General features: G+C 60.1%; 10 protein-coding genes. 6 read left to right on the top strand and 4 right to left on the bottom strand.

The window, feature by feature from the left end:
- Positions 1 to 46 precede the first annotated feature (46 nt).
- Together U1A53_RS05765 and U1A53_RS05760 are read right to left on the bottom strand one after the other, a co-directional pair.
- Positions 47 to 2,983 carry a PAS domain-containing protein gene (locus tag U1A53_RS05765; RefSeq protein WP_322279569.1) on the bottom strand — a complete coding sequence of 979 codons (2,937 nt, stop codon included), beginning with the start codon at positions 2,981 to 2,983 and terminating at the stop codon, positions 47 to 49.
- Positions 2,984 to 3,119: 136 nt separating this feature from the next.
- Positions 3,120 to 3,560, bottom strand: coding sequence for a 23S rRNA (pseudouridine(1915)-N(3))-methyltransferase RlmH (locus U1A53_RS05760; protein WP_322279568.1), 441 nt, complete (start codon positions 3,558 to 3,560; stop codon positions 3,120 to 3,122).
- 445 nt (positions 3,561 to 4,005) lie between these two features.
- On the opposite strand from U1A53_RS05760, the gene U1A53_RS05755 reads away from it, so the two are divergent.
- From U1A53_RS05755 to U1A53_RS05740, 4 genes are all read left to right on the top strand, one after another.
- A complete protein-coding gene (locus U1A53_RS05755) occupies positions 4,006 to 4,473 on the top strand; it encodes a hypothetical protein (protein WP_322279566.1) in 468 nt (155 codons plus the stop codon).
- Between the two features lie 130 nt (positions 4,474 to 4,603).
- Positions 4,604 to 5,407, top strand: a complete 804-nt coding sequence (locus U1A53_RS05750) for an ABC transporter permease (protein ID WP_322279565.1) — start codon at positions 4,604 to 4,606, stop codon at positions 5,405 to 5,407.
- A 2-nt stretch (positions 5,408 to 5,409) separates the two neighbouring features.
- Positions 5,410 to 6,210: an ABC transporter ATP-binding protein gene (locus U1A53_RS05745; protein WP_322279563.1), complete on the top strand. Its 801-nt coding sequence runs from the start codon at positions 5,410 to 5,412 to the stop codon at positions 6,208 to 6,210.
- A 33-nt stretch (positions 6,211 to 6,243) separates the two neighbouring features.
- The gene (locus U1A53_RS05740; protein WP_322279562.1) at positions 6,244 to 7,296 is read left to right on the top strand and encodes an MlaD family protein; all 1,053 of its coding nucleotides are present in this window, start codon (positions 6,244 to 6,246) and stop codon (positions 7,294 to 7,296) included.
- A gap of 18 nt (positions 7,297 to 7,314) precedes the next feature.
- On the opposite strand, the gene U1A53_RS05735 is transcribed toward U1A53_RS05740, so the two are convergent.
- Together U1A53_RS05735 and U1A53_RS05730 are read right to left on the bottom strand one after the other, a co-directional pair.
- Positions 7,315 to 7,785 (bottom strand): hypothetical protein, encoded by a 471-nt coding sequence (locus tag U1A53_RS05735; RefSeq protein WP_322279561.1) that lies wholly within the window; start codon positions 7,783 to 7,785, stop codon positions 7,315 to 7,317.
- A 336-nt stretch (positions 7,786 to 8,121) separates the two neighbouring features.
- Positions 8,122 to 8,703: a hypothetical protein gene (locus U1A53_RS05730; RefSeq protein WP_322279559.1), complete on the bottom strand. Its 582-nt coding sequence runs from the start codon at positions 8,701 to 8,703 to the stop codon at positions 8,122 to 8,124.
- Between the two features lie 267 nt (positions 8,704 to 8,970).
- Between U1A53_RS05730 and U1A53_RS05725 the strand changes: the two genes are divergently transcribed.
- Positions 8,971 to 18,267, top strand: a complete 9,297-nt coding sequence (locus U1A53_RS05725; RefSeq protein ID WP_322279558.1) for a putative Ig domain-containing protein — start codon at positions 8,971 to 8,973, stop codon at positions 18,265 to 18,267.
- Positions 18,268 to 18,269: 2 nt separating this feature from the next.
- Positions 18,270 to 18,569, top strand: coding sequence for a hypothetical protein (locus U1A53_RS05720; protein WP_322279557.1), 300 nt, complete (start codon positions 18,270 to 18,272; stop codon positions 18,567 to 18,569).
- Positions 18,570 to 18,655: the final 86 nt, after the last annotated feature.

The following is an 18,655-nucleotide window of genomic DNA, read 5'->3' as shown; positions in this document are numbered from 1 at the left end:
CACGGTGGCACGGCACTTCGCAAAAGGAATGTACTACGCAGAAGGTTTATCCTTCAGTCGAAGCGAGGGGGAAGCGCAGCTTGATCTCGGTGCCCTGATCAGGATTGCCCTGCACGAAGAGCTGGCCGCGCATCTGATCCGCGAAAACTGCGAGGATTTTGAGACCGAGGCCGTTGCCTTCACCGGGATGAAAGTCGGACGGGAGGCCGATGCCATCATCACTGATGATTAGTTCACCGCTGGCCTGAGCGTAATTCAGTGTGGCGGTGATCTGCCCCTGACGACCATGTGGATAGGCGTGTTCGAAGCAGTTGGAGAGCGCCTCATTGAGCGTGAGGGCGAGCGGCATGAGCCATTCCTGCTGAATGGGGCCTTCCTGAATCTCCAACCGCACGCTGATCTGGTCCGCCGTCAGTTCGTAACACTCACGCAGGTGCGCGACGAGATCACGGGTGAAGTCGCTGAAGGTGTCACCCTTTCCAAGCGCCACTTGATACAGATGCTGATGCAGGGCGGCAATGGCGCGCACGCGGCTCTGGCTGGAGCGCAGGGCGTCACGTGCATCCTGATCGCTCACGCCATTGATCTGCATGTTCAGCAGGCTGGAGATGATCTGGAGATGGTTTTTGATGCGGTGATGCGTCTCGGTGAGCAGGAGTTTTTCACGCTCGAGATCGACCACCGGCCAACGCTGGCTGGATGGCGAAACAACCTGGAAGGCGAGCGGCACGGCGGCTTTCAACGCATGTGACGGCTGCGTGACAGCAACGTGTGCTTTGATCTCCGACGTGCTGTGAGAGGTGAGCTCAAAGCCGCCGTCATCAAGCAGACGCGCGCTGATTTTCACTTCGCCACGTTTGGCATTGGCGTCGAAGAATGGACGCTCGACGATGTTCTGCGGATCAGCGGCCTGCCGGGCAAGATCGGCAAAGAAACCGGTGGCATCAGAGGGGCGGAAGAACTGATGCAATGGGCGGCTGATGGCGAGAGCGGCATCGAGATTGAAGAGTTCCTGCGCCTGCCCGGTCCAAGTGCGGACACGGCCGTTGGCATCCGTAATGAGCAGGATGGCGTGTGTTTGTTCAGCAGGGGTCGGTGACGTTTGAGCACCCGCTGAAACGGGGGTGCTGACAGCAGCATCCGGTTCTGTGACCTGCTGCAGGTAATGAATCGTGCAGTGTGTCTCGCCCTGAGCATCTGGAACAGTGGCAAGGTGCAGGATGGCACGCGAGAAAGTGCCATCGACACGTTTGATGCGAACACCGAGCGCCTCGGCTTGCCTGCCGCTGTTTTGCAAGGCACGCAGGGCATCGCGCCGTGCGGTGGCGCTGTCGGGATCAAGCCAGGCGTCGAGCGGATAGCGGCGCAGTTCGGACTTGGCCTGTCCGAGCAGCGATTCGGCATGCTGATTGACTTCAAAGATGACGCCGGCCTTGTCAGTGAGAACGATTGCAATGGGGCTGCCCTGCAACAGCGTGCGGAGCTTGGCCTCCATGCTGCGGAGCTGCTCCTCATGGCGCGTGTGTTCGGTGGTGTCCTGGATGCTGACGAGCATGCCGCCGCCGGGGAGTGCGATGGGGTGAAACTCGAGTTCTTTAAGGAGACCGTCCGCGGTGGCCAGTGAAACGGTGCGCGTGAGCTGGCGCCTCCAGACACTTTCACGCCAAGCGAGCGTGACCTGCTCGCGATGTTCCTCCGTGGGGCAGGCGTGCGCCAGCCAGTTTTCAACGGTTTGATCTTTCTCGAGCGGCCGCCCCAACAGCCTGGCCAAACGTTCGTTTTGAAACACCGGAGAGCCACGCTCATCAAGCACGAAAACGCCACAAGGAACGCCCTCGAGGTAGCTGCGCAGGCGCGCCTCGCGATTGCCAAAAGTGTGCTGTGCCTCAGCGAGAGTGCGCAGTTCCTGCCGGGAACGCAAAAGCTCGTTTTCCATGCGCTGTATGGCGGCGGCATCCTCAGATGCCATTGCGGGAGCGGCAGTAGGTGGCTGCACGGGCATTTGGAACGTGACGCGCGTCACCGTTTCTGACGTCGCCTGCGGCGGAAGTGCCATCAGCATGAACTGGCACGGAGATTCGTCCGAGCCTTTGCGTGCCAGCGCTGAAACCAGCCAGCGCGAAGGCTTTTGATGATCTGGGGAGGAACCGGACTGCGTGATGACACAGCCCGGGACATTTTCTTTCGCCGCCGCCACACTGGCGAGTGATTCGAGCGTTTGCTGGCGCAGCGCGCTGAAGTCACGCCCTTCGCCAAAGACTTCCCAGAAGCAGGTGGTGCCTTCCTGAATACCCTTGTCCAAGGTAAGATGCGCAGCAGCAACGTTGGCATGCAGAATCGTGCCCTGAGCGTCCAGCACCAGCATTGGCAGGGCACAATCCAAGGGTTCCGGCGTTTTCTTTGCAGGCTGGGTGGATTCTTTGTTTTCAGGGAAAGAGCCGGCTTTTGATTCATCTGCAGAAGCAGCCTGTGGAGAGCTGAATTTCTCACACGTGACCATCAAGCCACCAACAGAGGCATCACGCTTCCTGCGCCAAGGACGAACCTCCCAGCGATAGACAAGATGACGGCCATCCGGCCCGCTGAGAGAATCGTGCTCGCTACGCACGATGTGCCCTTGCAATGCACGCTCATAAACCTGTCTCCAGCCAGGATGCAGGCCCGGAAAAATTTCATACTGACTCCTGCCAACGAGGGGCTGCACTTGCTGCAGGCCGAATTCGTTGATCCACTGGCGGTTGGCAAGCATGTACCGCATTGCACGGTCAAACATGGCCATGGCAACCGGGGCGTTCTCCACCAAAACGCCGAGCACGAGCTCCATGTCCTCAGATTCGTGTTTGTGTGACTCCTGAGCGTTGGAGAACCCAAACGCGGAGACCGAGGGTCCTGTGCGTTGCTCCTTGGCCTCTTCACGCATTTTCTCCAAAGGCGAAGTCTGCGCCTTGGGCTGAATGACGTTTCTTAATACTGAAGAAGACATGGGGAGATTAGTTCGGAAAATTTAAAAATAAGCTCCTCTCAAGTTCTCGACAAGGCGAAAATACAAAGAATTGCGACTCAGTTCAGCAATAAATGCACCGAGAGGCAAGCTTCATCAACTCAGAAGCTTTCTGAAATCACTCCCGATGGTAAGGCTCCCCGCGCATGATGCTGTAAGCACGATAAATCTGCTCAACCAGCACAATGAAAGCAATGTCATGCTGCATGGTCAATGTGGACAGTGACCAGCACACTTGCGCACTGGTGCGGAAGTGTTGCGAGTGACCTTCCGCCCCCCCAATGACCAGACAGATGCGTTTGCGACCGGAGATTTCTTCGTTCTCGATCCACTTTGCCATTTCAACGCTACGTAATTGCCTGCCACGCTCATCGAGAATGATGCAGAGATCCCCATCACAGTAAGCTTGTATCTGCTGCTCAACCCGGTCTTGCGGCGCCTCCTTGATCACCACATGCTCAAACCGAGCATAGTGCTGCAGCCTCTTCCAATACATGCCCACAGCTTCCCTAACCCACAAATGACCGGGTTTTCCAACAGTGATGATGCGCCATTGCATGACGAGTAAGAGCGCATCTCAAACAAACAAACAAGGCTAGTCTAATGTTATGAATTTTATGGATTAGTTGAATATTCTCACCTGGCATCACCATCGTTGTTGTTGCATAATTTAAAAAGATCGTTAAAATGAGAATGCTAATTCAAAAATTAACCGCATGTTCAAGCCTATGTTCCAAGCATTCCATCCTTCGGTTCGTCTCACAACAGCCAGCGTTGCGGCTCTGATGCTGGCTTCCTGTGCCGTTCCTCCACGTCAAGCATGGCAGGAAATTCAAACCCGCGGACTGATCACTTATTTATCGGGTGACAGCCGTCCTCTGGGAGTCACCGGAGGATCAAAGATGCTTGCTCAGAACACCACGCCTTTGCAAACACCGACGACAGCCTTGGTTGGTCCAGAGCGTCCTTCCACTCCGCCTCCGTCGATGCTTAATGCCTCCACGATGCCTGTCGCTCAAGCGGTGCCCGATCTTCCTGGCTATGTGCGCACTCCGTTCACTAATCCTCCGCGCCTCGTCGATGTTCGTGGCATGTCAGCCGGTTCTAAAGTGGTCTGTCCTTACACACAACGCCCCTTCCTTGTGCCGGGCAGTGTCACCGCCTCCTCCAGCCTGGCTTCTTCCACCCCCAGGACTCCCACCGCCCCTGAGCGGCCTCGTACCGCGCCAGTCGCACCGAACAGCAATGTCGCTGCGATGAACAAACCCACTCCATCGACTCCGCCCTCGGTTGCTCCTGCCTCCAGCCCTGCTGTCGAACTGCCCTATGGCTCGCCTATCGCAGGGCGTCCTGGTTTCGTGAACAGCCCGTTTGCAGCGAAGCATCAGCTTGTGGATGTCACCGGCCTGCCCGTCGGCATGGAAGTCAAATGCCCCTACACTGGCAAGCTCTTCCGCGTTCCGCCGCAGTAGCGTCAATCTCATTGGATTGCTGGCCATCAATATTGCCCTGTCTGGAGTGAATTCTGGACGGGGCTTTTCATTTTCCAGTCAACGGTTCCGTGATTTGCCTTCATGCCACAACATGCCATGATGAACCGTGATGGATTTTCCCTCCGGCCTGCTGACCCTTCCGGGTCGCACTTTTCTTCATTTTCTGGTCTATCTCGGACAACTCACTGCATTGATGGGCGAGTTGCTGATCGCTGTGCGTTCAAGGGTGTGGCGGCTCAAACTCGTGGCACAACAAATCGTCGCCATCGGTTACGGGTCACAGGCGGTCGTCATTGTGACTGGGGCGTTCACAGGAGCCGTTTTCACCTTCCAAAGCTACGCCAAATTCAAAGAGTTCGGCTTTGAAACCACCGTGGGTGCCGTTGTTTCCGTGGCCTTGTGCCGTGAACTCGGCCCCGTGCTTGCCGGTTTGATGGTCGCGGGTCGTGTCGGCGCGGCGATGGCGGCGGACATCGGCACGATGAAGGTGACGGAGCAGGTCGATGCGCTGCGCGTCATGGGCGTGCACCCGGTCGATTACCTCGTGCTCCCGCGCTTCTTGGCCATGATGATTTCCATGCCCTTTCTCGTGGCGGAAAGCATCTCCTTTGGCCTCATCGCATCCTACATGGTCACCAGCTTCGGCTATGACATGCCTTCCTCGTGGTATCTCACCCACATGCTCGACCACACAAACATGGAAGATCTTTCCATCGGCATGATCAAAGGCTTCGTCTTCGGCATGCTCATCACCCTGATCTCCTGCCATCAGGGTCTGGCGGCGGAAAATGGTGCCGTCGGTGTCGGTTTGGGAACCACGCGCGCGGTGGTCATCTCCTCGCTCGTGCTGCTCATCGTCAATTTCTTCCTCTCCATCCTGCTCAACTACGTCTTTCCGATCGGGAGCGTCTAGCCATGGCTGCAACACCCACCGCCAGCACGAACCCACCCGCAGCTCCAAACGGCGCTGCCGAGGTGTTCATCGAACTGCGGGATCTCCACAAACGCTTTGGCAAACAGGAGATTCTCAGCGGTATCGACCTCAAGCTCTATCACGGCGAGACACTCTGCATCATCGGCCCCAGCGGTGAGGGCAAGACGGTGACGATGAAGCACATCATTGGCCTCATACGACCGGATGCGGGCGATGTCTTTGTGGCCGGCATGCATGTGAACCGCCTGGGCGAGCGCGAAATGGCCCCCATCCGCCAGAAGGTCAGCATGCTGTTCCAGGGCGCGGCGCTCTTTGACCGCATGACCGTGGAGGAAAATGTCGCCTTTCCGCTGTGGGAAAGCGGCGTGCGCGACAAGGCGGAGATCAAGCGCCGTGTGTTCGAGGCGCTGGAGGCCGTTGATCTCGAGGAGCATCTGGACAAATACCCCACCAGCCTCTCCGGCGGCATGCGCAAGCGCACCGGCATCGCCCGCGCCATCATCTGCCGCAGCGAGTGCATTCTCTACGACGAGCCGAACTCCGGCCTCGACCCCATCGGCTCCGACATCATCGACCAGATGATCCTGCGCATGCAGCGCCGCTACAACGTCACCTCGATCATCGTCACGCACGACATGCGCAGCATCTTCAAGATCGCCAACCGCGTGGCCATGCTCTACCGCGGCAAAATTCACTTTCTCGGCACGCCCGACGAGCTGCGCGCCTCACCCGACCCCATTGTGCAAAATTTCGTCAACGGCCATTCCGATGTGACCGGCTAAGCACACGTTTTTCACCCCAAACCTCCCCTTCTCATGATCGACAGCGACAAAAAAACCGAAATGCTCGTCGGACTCTTCCTGTTCGTCGGGCTGCTCCTGCTCGGCGGCCTCATCCTCCAGTTCGGCCGCGTGCGCGAAGTGTTCAAGGACACCTACCACCTCAAAGTCGCCTTCGCGAACGCCTCCGGCATCAAGGAAGGCTCCCCCGTGTTTCTCGGCGGCTCACGCGTCGGCAAAGTGGACAAGAAGCCGGCGCTCAACAGCACCTTCACCGGCGTCATCATCGATATTGAGCTCTTCAAAGATGTCTTGATCCCCGCCGACGCCACCTTCGGCATCGGCTCCGCCGGCCTCATGGGCGATGCTCTCGTCGAAATCAAGCCCAGCGGCAAAGAGACCGATGTCTTCCTGCCCCACGATTACGACAAGGTCATCGAAGGCGAAAAAGCCGGCGGTCTCAACGACCTGCAAAGCACCGCCAAAGCCGTCGGCGAAAAAGTCGATGTCGTGCTCGATGAAGTTAAAATCGCCCTCAAGGACATCAAGGAGGCCATGAGCAAGGTCAACAAAGGCGCGCTCTCCGACACCACCATTCAGAACTTCCAAGAAGGCATGGAACACCTGCACAGCACGCTCAAACGGGTCGATGAAAAAGTCCTCGGCGACGAAAACGCCCTGACCCTCAAAACCGCGCTGGCCGAACTCAAAGACGCCGCCGCCAGCTTCAAAACCGCCTCGAAAAACATCGAGGAATCCAGCAAAAAGCTCGGCCCCATGTTCGACAAGCTCGATCCCGCCATCGCCAAGGCCGACAAGGTCATGACCACGGCCGATGAATCGCTGCAATCCATCAAAAAAGCCGCCGACAGCTTCGCCGTGGCCGCTGCCAACATCTCATCAAGCAAAGGTCTGCTGGGCGCCCTCATGAACGACCAGCAGATGCGCAACGACTTCCGTGACCTGATTTACAACTTCAAAGTCAACGGCCCGCTCTGGTACAAGAACACTGCGGAAAAGCTGCGGGCCGAAGAACTGAAAAAGCAGCAGGAGGCGCCCGCTCCGCCGAAGCGTGGCATCTTCCGCTAAGCTGCGTCCCTCGCTTTGCTACCGCCGCAGCATCACGATCAGCTCATCGATCTTGTTCGCAATCTGCTGCACCTCCGCCTGCGTCGACGGATCGCTCACCGTCATTCCCAGGGTGGCCACGTTGTTGCTGTTGCTGCTGGTGGTGGAGATGGCCTCGGTGAGTTGCTGGAGCGATACCTCACCGGGAGCGCCCGGCAGGCCTGGCTCACCCTGGATTCCCTGCTGACCCTGGCCGCCATCGCTGCCGCTGCTGCCCGTCTCACCCTGCGGGCCGGTGGGGATGGCAAAGGTGAAGTGCAGAGTGCCGTCGGTCACCTCGAGGGTCACCTGAGCCGGACTGCCCGTCGGCAGCGTGTTGGTGCCATCGACGATGGCGGCGTTGATCGTCTGGAGCGCGTCGATGAGATCTTTGAGACCGTTGAGCTGGGCACGCATCTCGGCGGAGACGAGGGCGCTGTTGTTGGCGGGGAGGGTGGGATCGAAGGGCATGGCTGGAAGGGTGGCCTGGCGAAGCCGTCTTGGGGTTGAGGTTGTCTGGAGGACGCACTTCGGAGGTCGGCTGGCGGAGCTTTGCGGTCGGAGATCTAACCGTTTTGCTCCGCCGTCGAACCTCCTGGGGGCGCGTTCCGAGCGGTGCGGTGTGTCATCCGAGCTTTTGGGTTCGGTGCCCGAGTTCGGAGTCCGGCATCCGACCGATGAGGGTTGGAGGGCCGACCTCGGAGGGCCGAATGCCGGGCTTGGAGGTGCGATGGCCGACCTTTTTGCTCCGACATCCGACCTCGGAGGCCGGACGTTTTAGTGCTCAAGTCGCTGTTTTTCAGTGATTTAAGGAGTTGGTGGCGCTGGAGGAGTGGGGGTGCTGCCACCGCCACGGGGGAAGAAGCGCTTGAGGTTCTCATGCACGGTATTGGCACCGGGGACGTTGCGTTTGGCCGCCTGCTTGACGTTGTTATAGAAGCTCAGGTAGGCCATGTAGGTGTCCACGCCAGCGGCGGTGAGGGTGTCTTCGATGCCTTCGCACAGGGCGCAGATCTGCTGGTGAAGATCGCGCAGCGGCGTGCGCAAGGCGCGGTCCTTGGCCAGTTCGGTCATGTCCACGAAGCCGGGCACGAGTTCGGGATGGGCGGCCATTTCCTGGGCGAAGACCTCGTCCATGCCGTCGCGGATGGCGCTCATCTTGGGCAGGGCGCTTTTTTCGTCGGTGGTGAGGTTGAGCAGGAAGGGCAGCAGGGCCTGGATTTCGCCGACTTTGGTCAGGATGGTGGCCTTGTCGGTGGGGCTGAGAGTGGCGGAGATGCGATTGTCCATGGTGGTGTGTGGGTTGGGTGTGGGTGCCGTGCCATCCCAGATGAGACCTGACGAATCATACGTCAGTGAACTTGAATCCCAAGTGAGCGGCAGTGGCATGCGGGCAATCCAATACTAACAAGCATAGGCATCTCTATTATAGAGAGAGTGTCTGATTGTCATGGACGGTGCGTTGCTGAAACGTGATTTCACTGGGGAAAATGGAAAAATGCGGCTGTGCTGGAGGTCGTGCCCAGGCGGCTTGGCCGATAGGTCTGTCGAAAAAATCACCGGGGAACACATCATGGGTGTTCACAAGGCTTGGAGCACCTGCTAAACAGGATCAGTAATTCACGGATAATTCAGTCAACCGCTTCTCTGACCGCCATGAACTCGTTCCGCCGCTTCTCCCGTCGTGCCTGGCTGCTGCACGGTTACCTCATCGCCTCTTTGATTCTACAGCCGGTGCCGCAGGCGAACTCCTACTGGACGGACAGCAACAATGATGGCGTGAAAGAGGAGGTGGCCAACCCGCCCGAGGGCGATTCCTGGTGGCAGCAGGACTCTGACACCGATGGCCTGACGAATGCGGAAGAGGTGCTGACACCGGGCTGGAGTTCCGATCCTTACACGATGGACAGCGACCGGGACGGCCTGGGGGACATTGTGGAGTATCAGTATTCACAGGATGCGTTGAGCGCCGCGCAGCCGCTGCCCTATGACCCTTGGAACTGGAGTACCAACGGTTCGGGTTATTCGGACTTCGACCGCTTTTATCAGCAGCTTCAGGGCTACACCCCGGTGGTGAACTACAACAACCTCGCTGCTGGGAGCTTCTTCACTTACAGCGACGCAGACGGGGACGGCCTCAAAAACTTTGAGGACGGTGATCCGCTGAACATGGACCGCGATGGCGATGGCGTCCTTAACTGGAATGACAGCGGCTACATGGATGACCCGAACAACGGCTACGTGCCGCCACCAGAGAGCGATCCGGGTGTAATCATCGGCGGGAACTGGTATCCCACCGGCACGCTGGACAGCGATGGGGACGGCACGCCAGATCAGAACGACGCCTTTCCGTATGGCAGCTTTTGGTATGGCACCCAGGAGTATGGCGGGACTTGGAGTGATCGTGACAACGATGGAGTGCCTGATCCAGCAGACTCGTTCCCGGACGGCAGCTATTGGTACAACGGGATCGAGTATGGTGGTGCGTGGGCGGATCAGGATGGGGACGGCGTGCCTGACTCGTTTGATCCGTGGCCGACGGTGGCGGGGAGCTATTGGTACAACGGCAGCGAATATTCCGGCGGCTGGAACGACCAGGATGGCGACGGCGTCCCCGACCCCGCAGATGCCAGCCCCAACGGCAGCTACTGGTGGAACGGCACGGAATACTACGGCGCGTGGGTGGACCAGGATGGCGACGGCACGCCTGACGCCTTCGATGCCACCCCCACCGGTGGCAGTTCGTATTGGTACAACGGGGTGGAGTATGTCGGTGAATGGATGGACCAGGACAATGACGGCATTCCTGACGCGCATGACGCCACGCCCAACGGTGGCTACTGGTACAATGGCACCGAGTATGCCGGCATCTGGAGCGATGTGGACAACGACGGCATTCCCGATCCTCTGGATGCCACGCCCAACGGCGGCTACTGGTACAACGGCGTCGAATACACCGGTGCCTGGAGCGATGTGGACGGCGACGGTGTGCCTGACGTCGCCGACTACTGGATGTGGGATCCTTGGAACGGCGCGCCGCATTTCAGCTACAACGGCAGCGAGTATCCCGGCAGCATCGACGATGATCGTGACGGCGACACCATCCCCGACGGCGCTGATGCCTGGCCCGACGACGCTGAGAACAACGCTGACAACGACGACGACGGGCTGAGCAACTACGTGGAAAACACGCAGCACGGCACCGATCCCGACCAGCCGGACAGCGACAATGACGGGTTGACGGATTATGAGGAACTGTTGACCTGGCACACCAACCCGTTGTTGGAGAAGACCAACTCCGGTCAGCTCTACACGGACTACTACATGGTCGATCAGACCGACACGGACGGCGACCAGATTCCCGACCGCATCGAGCAGTGGTATGTGCAGCTCGGCTACGCGATGGGCGCGGACACCACGGAGGATGCGCTCGTGGACTTTGACAGCGACGGTTACAGCAACCTGCAGGCTTATCGAAATGGCTGGAGCTTCATCGCCCACTTCGACCAATACGACAACGACCAGGACGGCATCCTCGACGTGCTGGAGGACGCATGGAGCGCGGCGTATCCGGGGATGTTGAGCAGCAGCAGCTTTGACGACGCGGTGCAGGACTTTGACAATGACGGGCTGATGAACTTTGAGGAGATCACCCTCGGTCTCAATCCCGGCAGCGCGTGGTCGCGCAGCACCAGTGTGCATGATTTGCAGGAGTGGGCCTGGCTCAGGAACATGACCGCCAATCCAGCCTGGGAGACGCAGGCGGATGCGGACCAGAATGCCGTGCCTGACGGTCTGCAGGCCTTCGTCGTGGCGCTCAATGCCGCGCCAGAGCTGGTGCCGCTGCCGCAACGTGTGGCAGGTGATGATTATGATGGCGACGGCATGCCCGATGTCTGGGAGTACCGCCATCATCTGGATTTACGGGTTGCCAGTGACGCGCAGAGCAACTCCGACGGCGACAGCCTGGTGAATCTGCTCGAATACCAGCAGGGCCGTGATCCGACGGTCAATGATGACCCGCCGCCGCAAATCACCACCACCGTACTGCCGGATGCCGCAATGGAGACGAATTACAGTGCCACGATCGAGGTGGTAGGCAACGCGCCGCCTTTCACCTTCAGCATCGTCGGCGGACTGCCCGACGGCTTGATCCTGAACCCGAACAGCGGCAGCATCAGCGGCACGCCCAGCCTGGCGGGCACCAGCACTTTCATGGTGCAGGTCACGGATCAAAACAGTCAGAGCGCCACGCAGGAGCTGAGCATCACCGTGCAGCCGGACACCACGCCGCCTTTGAGCCTGTCAGGCGATGTGCCTGAGGGCAAGGTGGGCGTGGAGTACACGGCGACGTTCACGGCCAGCGGGGGCACCGGCCCTTATACGTACAGCATGGCCTCCGGCCAGGCAGGATTGCCTGCGGGGCTGGGCCTGGACTCTGCCACCGGAGTTCTCAGCGGCACGCCGGTGACCGCAGGCAGCCACACGCTTGCCGTGCAGGCCACCGACAGCATGTTTCAAAGCACGACGGGGACGTTCAGCGTGACGTTCACCGAACTGGAGATCGTCACCGAGACGCTGCCTCTGGGTGGGGTGTCAGGCACGCCTTACAGCGCGGTCATCACCGCCCGGAACGGCACCGTGCCCTACGCTTTCGGCGTGGTCGAACGCGAGGGGGATTCCGGCCTTCCCGCCGGCTACGTCTTGCAGGGCAACGGGATGCTGACCTTCGTCGGTGGCGTCACCCTGCTGCCGTCCGGCCTTTTGCCGACGGGCGGCATGTACACCTTCACGGTGGAGGTGACCGATGATGCGGGGCAAACGGCGGAGAAACAGCTCAGCCTCGTGCTGGAAGCGCCGCCACCACCGCCGCCCCTGACGATCACGACCCTCTCCTTGCCCGAAGGCGTGGCAGGTACTGACTACGCACCTTATGAGGCTGTCGTGGGCGCGGCCAACGGTGTGCAGCCCTATCAATTCTCCGTTGGCGGGGCGGGGCTGGTGGTCAACATGGACGGCACGCTCAGCGGCACGCTGCCTGCCGAGCCAGGCACTTACACCGTGTCTGTCAGCGTGCAGGACCACGCCGAGCCACCGGCGAACGCCAGTGCTGCGCTGACCTTGGTGGTGAAGCCGCCGCCGCCGCCGCCCTTGGAAATCGTGGGGGAGTATTCCGCCAGCGGCGGGGCGGGTGGCTATCATTGGAGCGTCCTCTGGGACGAGCACGAATCCGGCAAACAACCCACAGCCACCTTGCAGCCTGCGGAAGGGTCGCAAACCGTGCTGACCTGGACTGACAGTGATGACCCCGACGCAGAAACTCTCCATTTCACCGGCCATGTGGTTTTGACTGACTCGGAGACCGCAGTGGCCAGCAAGCCTGTGACGGTGAGCATTAGAGTGGCCCCGATGCCAGATGATCCAGAGACAGGCAACTCTGATGAAAATGACAGGCCCACCGGTCCGGGCCAGCCCACCACGGAAGAGGATGAATTCCATGAGGTGAACACGACCGACGGCGCGGGATCGCGTTACCGCAAAGTCGGCCTTAACGGCAGCCCGCTGTCGGATGGCAAGCCCCAGGCGAAGGATGAAAGCGGCGAGGTGCCGGAGGAGACCTACATTGACGCCTATACCGGTGAGCTGCGCCACGGCGTCTCCGATGTGTACGCCAGCGTGGACAGCTCTCTGCTGCCGCTGCTGGTGCGCCGCGACTGCACGGATGACACTTTCTACGAAACGACCGGCACTTTTGCGGAGAATTTCCGACGGCGCATGGACCGGCCGTTCGGCGCGGGCTGGACCACCAACCTGTGCGCCACGCTGAAACTGGAAAGCAATGGCACCCGTGCCACCGTGACGGATGAGCAGGGCGCTTCACACTCCTTTGATCTGGTCAAGGTCGGCCTCGGCTCCTACTGGCGCGCCTCCGCAAGCGCCACGGGGGACATCAAGTCCCGCTGGAACCAGTTGTACTACCAGGGCGCTGATCCACGTTTTGGCGGTACCTTCATTTACATCAAGACCTTTGGCACCCGCTGCCGCTACGATTACTGCGTGACGAAGGCCGGGGCCGGTGCTCAAGACCTGACGCAGTATTTCCGGCTCACCCAGGTCACTGACCGGCTGGAGAACCAACTGCTTTATTCATACCCCGGCCAGCAGAAACTCATTCCTGACCGCATTTACGATCCCGCCAGGCCGGGCCGTGAGGTGAACATCCTGCAGGACACCACGCATAACCGGATCACCGAGGTCGCCGGTCCTGGCGGGGACGTGATCCGCTACAGCTACACGCTGATGGGCGGGGAGAATGGACTGGCGGACTTGCCGGTGCTCAGCGCCGTCACCCGCGTGGCCCCTGGCGGAGGCACGGGCACGGCGGTGGGCTACGGCTACAGCCTGGAACGTGACTACCCCGGTTCGGCGGCGTGGCATGCGGCGGTGAACCGCATCACCGACGAGCTGGGCCGTGCGTATGCCTTTACCTACCGCAGCAACGAGCTGGTGAAGTATGTGCAAATCAAAGATGATATTGAAACCGTGTTCGTTCGTGGCGGCCAGCCGCGCCTGGTGGCCACCGTCACGCTGCCGGACGGCGGGGTGACGCAGATTGACATCGTGCGCGAGGCCACCATCCAGCGGTTCATGACCGGCACGCCCTACTCCCTGACCACGGTGAACAGCCCGGCGGGGCAGACGCTCTACCACTTCACCGAGCCGTTTGTGCAGTTCATCGACCCGCCCGAGAACGTTCCGGCGTTTTACCGGGACAGCACGCTGAGCTTCACGCGCATGGACATCACCGCCGCGGCCGGCACGGAGACCTACACCTTCAGCCCGGCGGCGGGCATGGCACTGGCCTCTGCCAAGGATGTGAGCGGGAACACCACCTCCTTCACCTACGACACGGCCAATCTGGACGATCCGATCCGTGAAACCGACGCGCTGGGGAACTTCAAGGATTTTACGTATGACCCTGGCACGCGGGTGATGAGCTCCATGACCGACCAGACCGGGGTGATCACAGAGTACACCCTCCAGCCCCTCACCGGCCTCAAACTGGCCGAGACGGTGCGTGGCGCGGGCGGCGTCATCGAACGGCAGTCCACCTTTGAGTACAACGATGCCACCTTCAAAGGCTTCATGACGAAGGCCACCGTGGATGCCTCGGCGAATGACACCGCGCCACCGACGGTGACGACTTATGAAGTAGGGGGGCTCAACGGCTGGTTGGAGGTGACGGAGACGGTGCAGACCGCCGCCGGTCTGGCCAGCACCGTCACGGTGAGCAATCTGGCCGGTGGCAAGGCCAGCGTGACGGACCCGCGTGGCAACCTGACCCTGTTCAGCTATGACGCGCACCACCGCCTGACCCGCGTGACTCATCCTGGCAATTCGCACAAAGACCTGGCCTATGACGCGCATGGCAATCTGATCCGCGAGACGAACGAGAACAACGTGCGCACCTTCCACGAATACGACGCGATGAACCGTCGCGTGAAGACGACCGTCGATCTCAATGACAACGGCACTGCCAATGCGGGCTATACCAACGCCAGTGTCAACGGCAGCAGCGTGAGCTACAACGGTGACATCGTCAGCACCACGACCTACAACCTGCGCGGGCAGGTGGTCACGCAGACGGATGCGCGCGGGAAGGTCACGACGCACACGTATGATCCGGCGGGACGCTTGACCGCGACGCTTGACGGGAACCTCCTGACCAGTTTTGACTACTCCGGTCCTAACTCCGGCGGCAGCGTGTTTGACAGCAGCGGGTTCAAGCCGACGCAGATCACCGCGCCGCGCAACGTGATCACCACGCTGACCTACGACAAGATGTACCGCACCACGGCGCAGACGGTGAGCGCGGGCGGCATCACGGCGACGACGAGCACGCTCTACGATGCGGCAGGTCGGCCCACGCGGGTGACCGATGCGCTGGGGCGGCACACGCTGACGGTGTACGATGTGTTCGGGCAGGTGCAGCGGGTGACGCACCCGGACGGCACGCAGGTGAGCACGGATTACACGCATCATGGCAAGCCGTGGAAGGTGGTGGATGAGGCGGGGAACCTGACGCAGACGGAGTTTGATGCGGCGGGGAGAGCGGTGCGGACCATCGCGCCGCCGGTCAATGGCGTGAGCGCCATCACGCAGATGCAGTACGACGCGGCGGGCAACGCCGTGCGCGTGACCGACCCGCTGGGCCGCGTGACGGACACGCAGTATGATGAGCGCAACCGCGCGGTGGCCGCCTATGCGCCGCCAGTGTGGGATGCGCTGGCCGGAGCCACCGTGCGGCCCAGCACGCAGACGACGTATGATGCGCTCGGCCAGGTGCTCACGGTCACCGATCCACAAGGCAACGTGACGACGAAGCACTACGACCGCGCCGGACGAAACTGGCTGGTCGAAGCGCCAGCAGTGTGGTCCGCACAGTCCTCTGTGCGGCCGACGACGGTCACGAAGTTCGACGCGGGCGGTCTCGCCTTGAGCGTGACCAACCCGCTCGGCCAGACCGTGACCAACACCTACAACATTCTCGGTCGCCTCATCACCACCACCGACGCCTTCGGCATCACGAACACCTTCGTGTATGATGAGGCGGGGAACCGCACCAGCGTGAAGGACGGCCTCAATCAGGAGACGACGTTTGTGTACGACGGGTTCAACCGGCTCAAGTCGCAAACCTTCGCCAACGGCGACACGACGACGTTCACTTACAACGCGGTGCAGAAGCTCTCGCAAACCTCGCCGCGCGGCATCACCACGACCTACACCTATGACAATCGCGACCGTGTGACAGCCACCAACGCGCCCGGCCTCACCCGCCAGCATCAGTACGACGTGTCGGGCCGGCTGCTCGGCGTCACCGAACCGGCCAACCCCACCGCGAACGTCACCTACACCTACGACGAACTGGGCCGCGTGCTCAGCGAGACCTCACGCGGCATCACGCACACTTACAGCTATGACATCGTGGGGAATCGTGTCAGCGCCAGCTACGGCACCGGCCGCATGGTGACGACGACTTACGATGCCTTCAACCGCCCCATGACGATCAACGAAGGCGGCCGCAGCACGAGCTACGGCTACGATCTCGGCGGACGTGCGGTGATCCTGAAAGCAGGCAACGGCCAGACCAGCCGCAACACGTATGATGAACTCGGCAGGCTCAAGCAGCGCACGCTGTTCCGCACCGAGGCGATGGCAGCGGGGGATGAGCTCGCGCAGTTTGCCTGGACGCACGATTTGCTTGGCAATGTGATGAGTCAGAGCGAGACATGGCCCGGCGAGGTGACTCGCCCCGGAGTGCGCACCACCAGCATGGCCTACGACGCGAACAACCGTCTGACGAACGAAACGATCGATGATCCGACCGTCGGAGTGACCGCGACGGCCTATGCCTACGACAACGCCAACAACCGCAGCACGAAACAAGTCACCGGCGGCACGGAACCGGGAGTGTGGAGCTACGCCTACAACGCCGCCAACCAGCTCACGAACTGGGAGAAGCTCGTGGCCAACAGCCCCGTGAAGACCGCCGCCTTGACCTACGACGCCGCCGGCAACCGCATCGCGCAAAGCGTCAGCGAGAACGGCAACGCACAGTCCACGCTCTACGCTTGGGATGCCCAAGATCGTCTCGCGTCCGTCACCATGCCGGACGGCGCGGTTCACGCCTACAAGTACGACTACCGCACGCGCAGGCTCAGCACCACAAGGAGCGGGGGTGTCTCACCCCCAAGTTCAACCGCCATCTTGTTCGCCGGTGGCCTGAGCCTCGCGGAATGGGACAGCGCCAGCAGCACGCCGAGCACTGCGAACTCTCCGACGGTGGAATACACGCGCGGTCCCGACATGGGCGGCGGCGTGGGCGGCATGCTCTACTCGCTCCGAGGTGGCACGACGAAGTATTCATTGAGCAATGGCCGAGGCGACATCGTCGCGCAGGCCGATCAAGCCGCCACGCTCACCTGGACCGCCAGCTACGAAGCCTACGGCAAGCGCACGAAGGAAACCGGCACCAACCAGGACAAGCAGCGTGCGAACTCGAAGGACGAAGACCCGACGGGGTTGTTGAATGAAGGGTTCCGCTACCGCGACATCGAGACGGGCGTGTGGCTCAGCCGTGATCCGGCGGGTTTTGTGGATGGCCCCAATCTGTATGCCTATGTGAAACAGAACCCTTGGACGGCGTTTGATCCGGATGGATTGGCCGAAAAGAAGGGCTACTACCCCAAAAAGGGTGAGAGGGGAGTTACCAGGCTAGAGGCAGATGAGAAAGGCGAGCCTCTGACCAGGACAGGTGCGAATGGGAAGACCGAAGTTCTGGCGAATCATTACACCGACTGGGGTGATGATAAGTTCTCATGGTTCAACGGCCCTCAGGGCAAACCTAACAGCAGCGGTTGGGAACCTGCCGGGAAGTACGGAATTACCCAGCCCACCTCGACGGCAAGGGAGAACTTTGTCAAAAACGAAAGATGGAACCCACAGGATCACATGAGCGCGTGGGGAGATGCTGCTAATCATCCGACAGTTCAGGCGGCAGGCACAGCAGCTCGGTGGTCAATTGAGCTTTCGGCGATGATGATGACCGGCGGATTGAGTCGTGCCCGTGCTCCGCTGCAAGTAGCGGCAAACGGCCCTGCTAAAGACGTTCTTTTGTTAGGACGAGGAGTTCCTGAAGTGCTTCGCCCAATAGCGCAGAAGGTTGGTGCCAGGGTGATCGACACTCCTTTGCGCGGAAAGGAACTTTATAAGCATATTTATGGAGAAATGAGAAAAGCAGACAGTATCATTCAAGTGATGGATGATATTCCAAAAGCTCTCGCCCCTGGTACAGGGCAATGGTCACGAATGGAAAAGGAGCTGGTCAAAAATGTTGAGCGTATCCGTTCCAAAACTGATCAAGTCAGCAAAGCGGAACTCGGATTTAAATGATTATGACAATTAATCAAGCGTTCGAACTTATTACAAACCTTGACTACAAGGAAGCACATCGGCGTTTTGCTCCACAACATGGGCTTCTCCAGTTCAACAGTGACGGTGAAGTTGTCGGGGTGTCTCGCTACAAGACCGTTCCAAATGAGACTGAGCAAAAGGAAGCACTTTTCAAGCATCCGGGCTGCATTCAGATATTCACGATGCCAAAGTGGTTTGTGACCGCCGATGAGTTGCAGGAGAGGATCAACAAGGATCTTTGGATATTCGCACACATGAAGCCGCGAAAAGAAGAAAAATGAACCCACGCCAAAAGAACCCGCAAGCCAACCAATAGAACTGATCGTGCCAGTATATTTAAAGATTTGAAATCAGGCCAGGTTCCTCC

It is taken from the genome of Prosthecobacter sp. (genome assembly GCF_034366625.1).
GTDB lineage: Bacteria > Verrucomicrobiota > Verrucomicrobiia > Verrucomicrobiales > Verrucomicrobiaceae > Prosthecobacter.
Note: the sequence above shows the minus strand (reverse complement) of the source record. Positions and strands in the feature narration are given on the sequence as shown.

Excerpts from the sequence above, each read along its gene's own strand:
- U1A53_RS05755 (WP_322279566.1), top strand. The coding sequence starts at position 4,006 with ATGCCTGTCGCTCAAGCGGTGCCCGATCTTCCTGGCTATGTGCGCACT.
- U1A53_RS05750 (WP_322279565.1), top strand. The coding sequence starts at position 4,604 with ATGGATTTTCCCTCCGGCCTGCTGACCCTTCCGGGTCGCACTTTTCTT.
- U1A53_RS05740 (WP_322279562.1), top strand. The coding sequence starts at position 6,244 with ATGATCGACAGCGACAAAAAAACCGAAATGCTCGTCGGACTCTTCCTG.
- U1A53_RS05765 (WP_322279569.1), bottom strand. The coding sequence starts at position 2,983 with ATGTCTTCTTCAGTATTAAGAAACGTCATTCAGCCCAAGGCGCAGACT.
- U1A53_RS05735 (WP_322279561.1), bottom strand. The coding sequence starts at position 7,785 with ATGCCCTTCGATCCCACCCTCCCCGCCAACAACAGCGCCCTCGTCTCC.
- U1A53_RS05745 (WP_322279563.1), top strand. The coding sequence starts at position 5,410 with ATGGCTGCAACACCCACCGCCAGCACGAACCCACCCGCAGCTCCAAAC.
- U1A53_RS05720 (WP_322279557.1), top strand. The coding sequence starts at position 18,270 with ATGACAATTAATCAAGCGTTCGAACTTATTACAAACCTTGACTACAAG.
- U1A53_RS05730 (WP_322279559.1), bottom strand. The coding sequence starts at position 8,703 with ATGCCACTGCCGCTCACTTGGGATTCAAGTTCACTGACGTATGATTCG.
- U1A53_RS05760 (WP_322279568.1), bottom strand. The coding sequence starts at position 3,560 with ATGCAATGGCGCATCATCACTGTTGGAAAACCCGGTCATTTGTGGGTT.
- U1A53_RS05725 (WP_322279558.1), top strand. The coding sequence starts at position 8,971 with ATGAACTCGTTCCGCCGCTTCTCCCGTCGTGCCTGGCTGCTGCACGGT.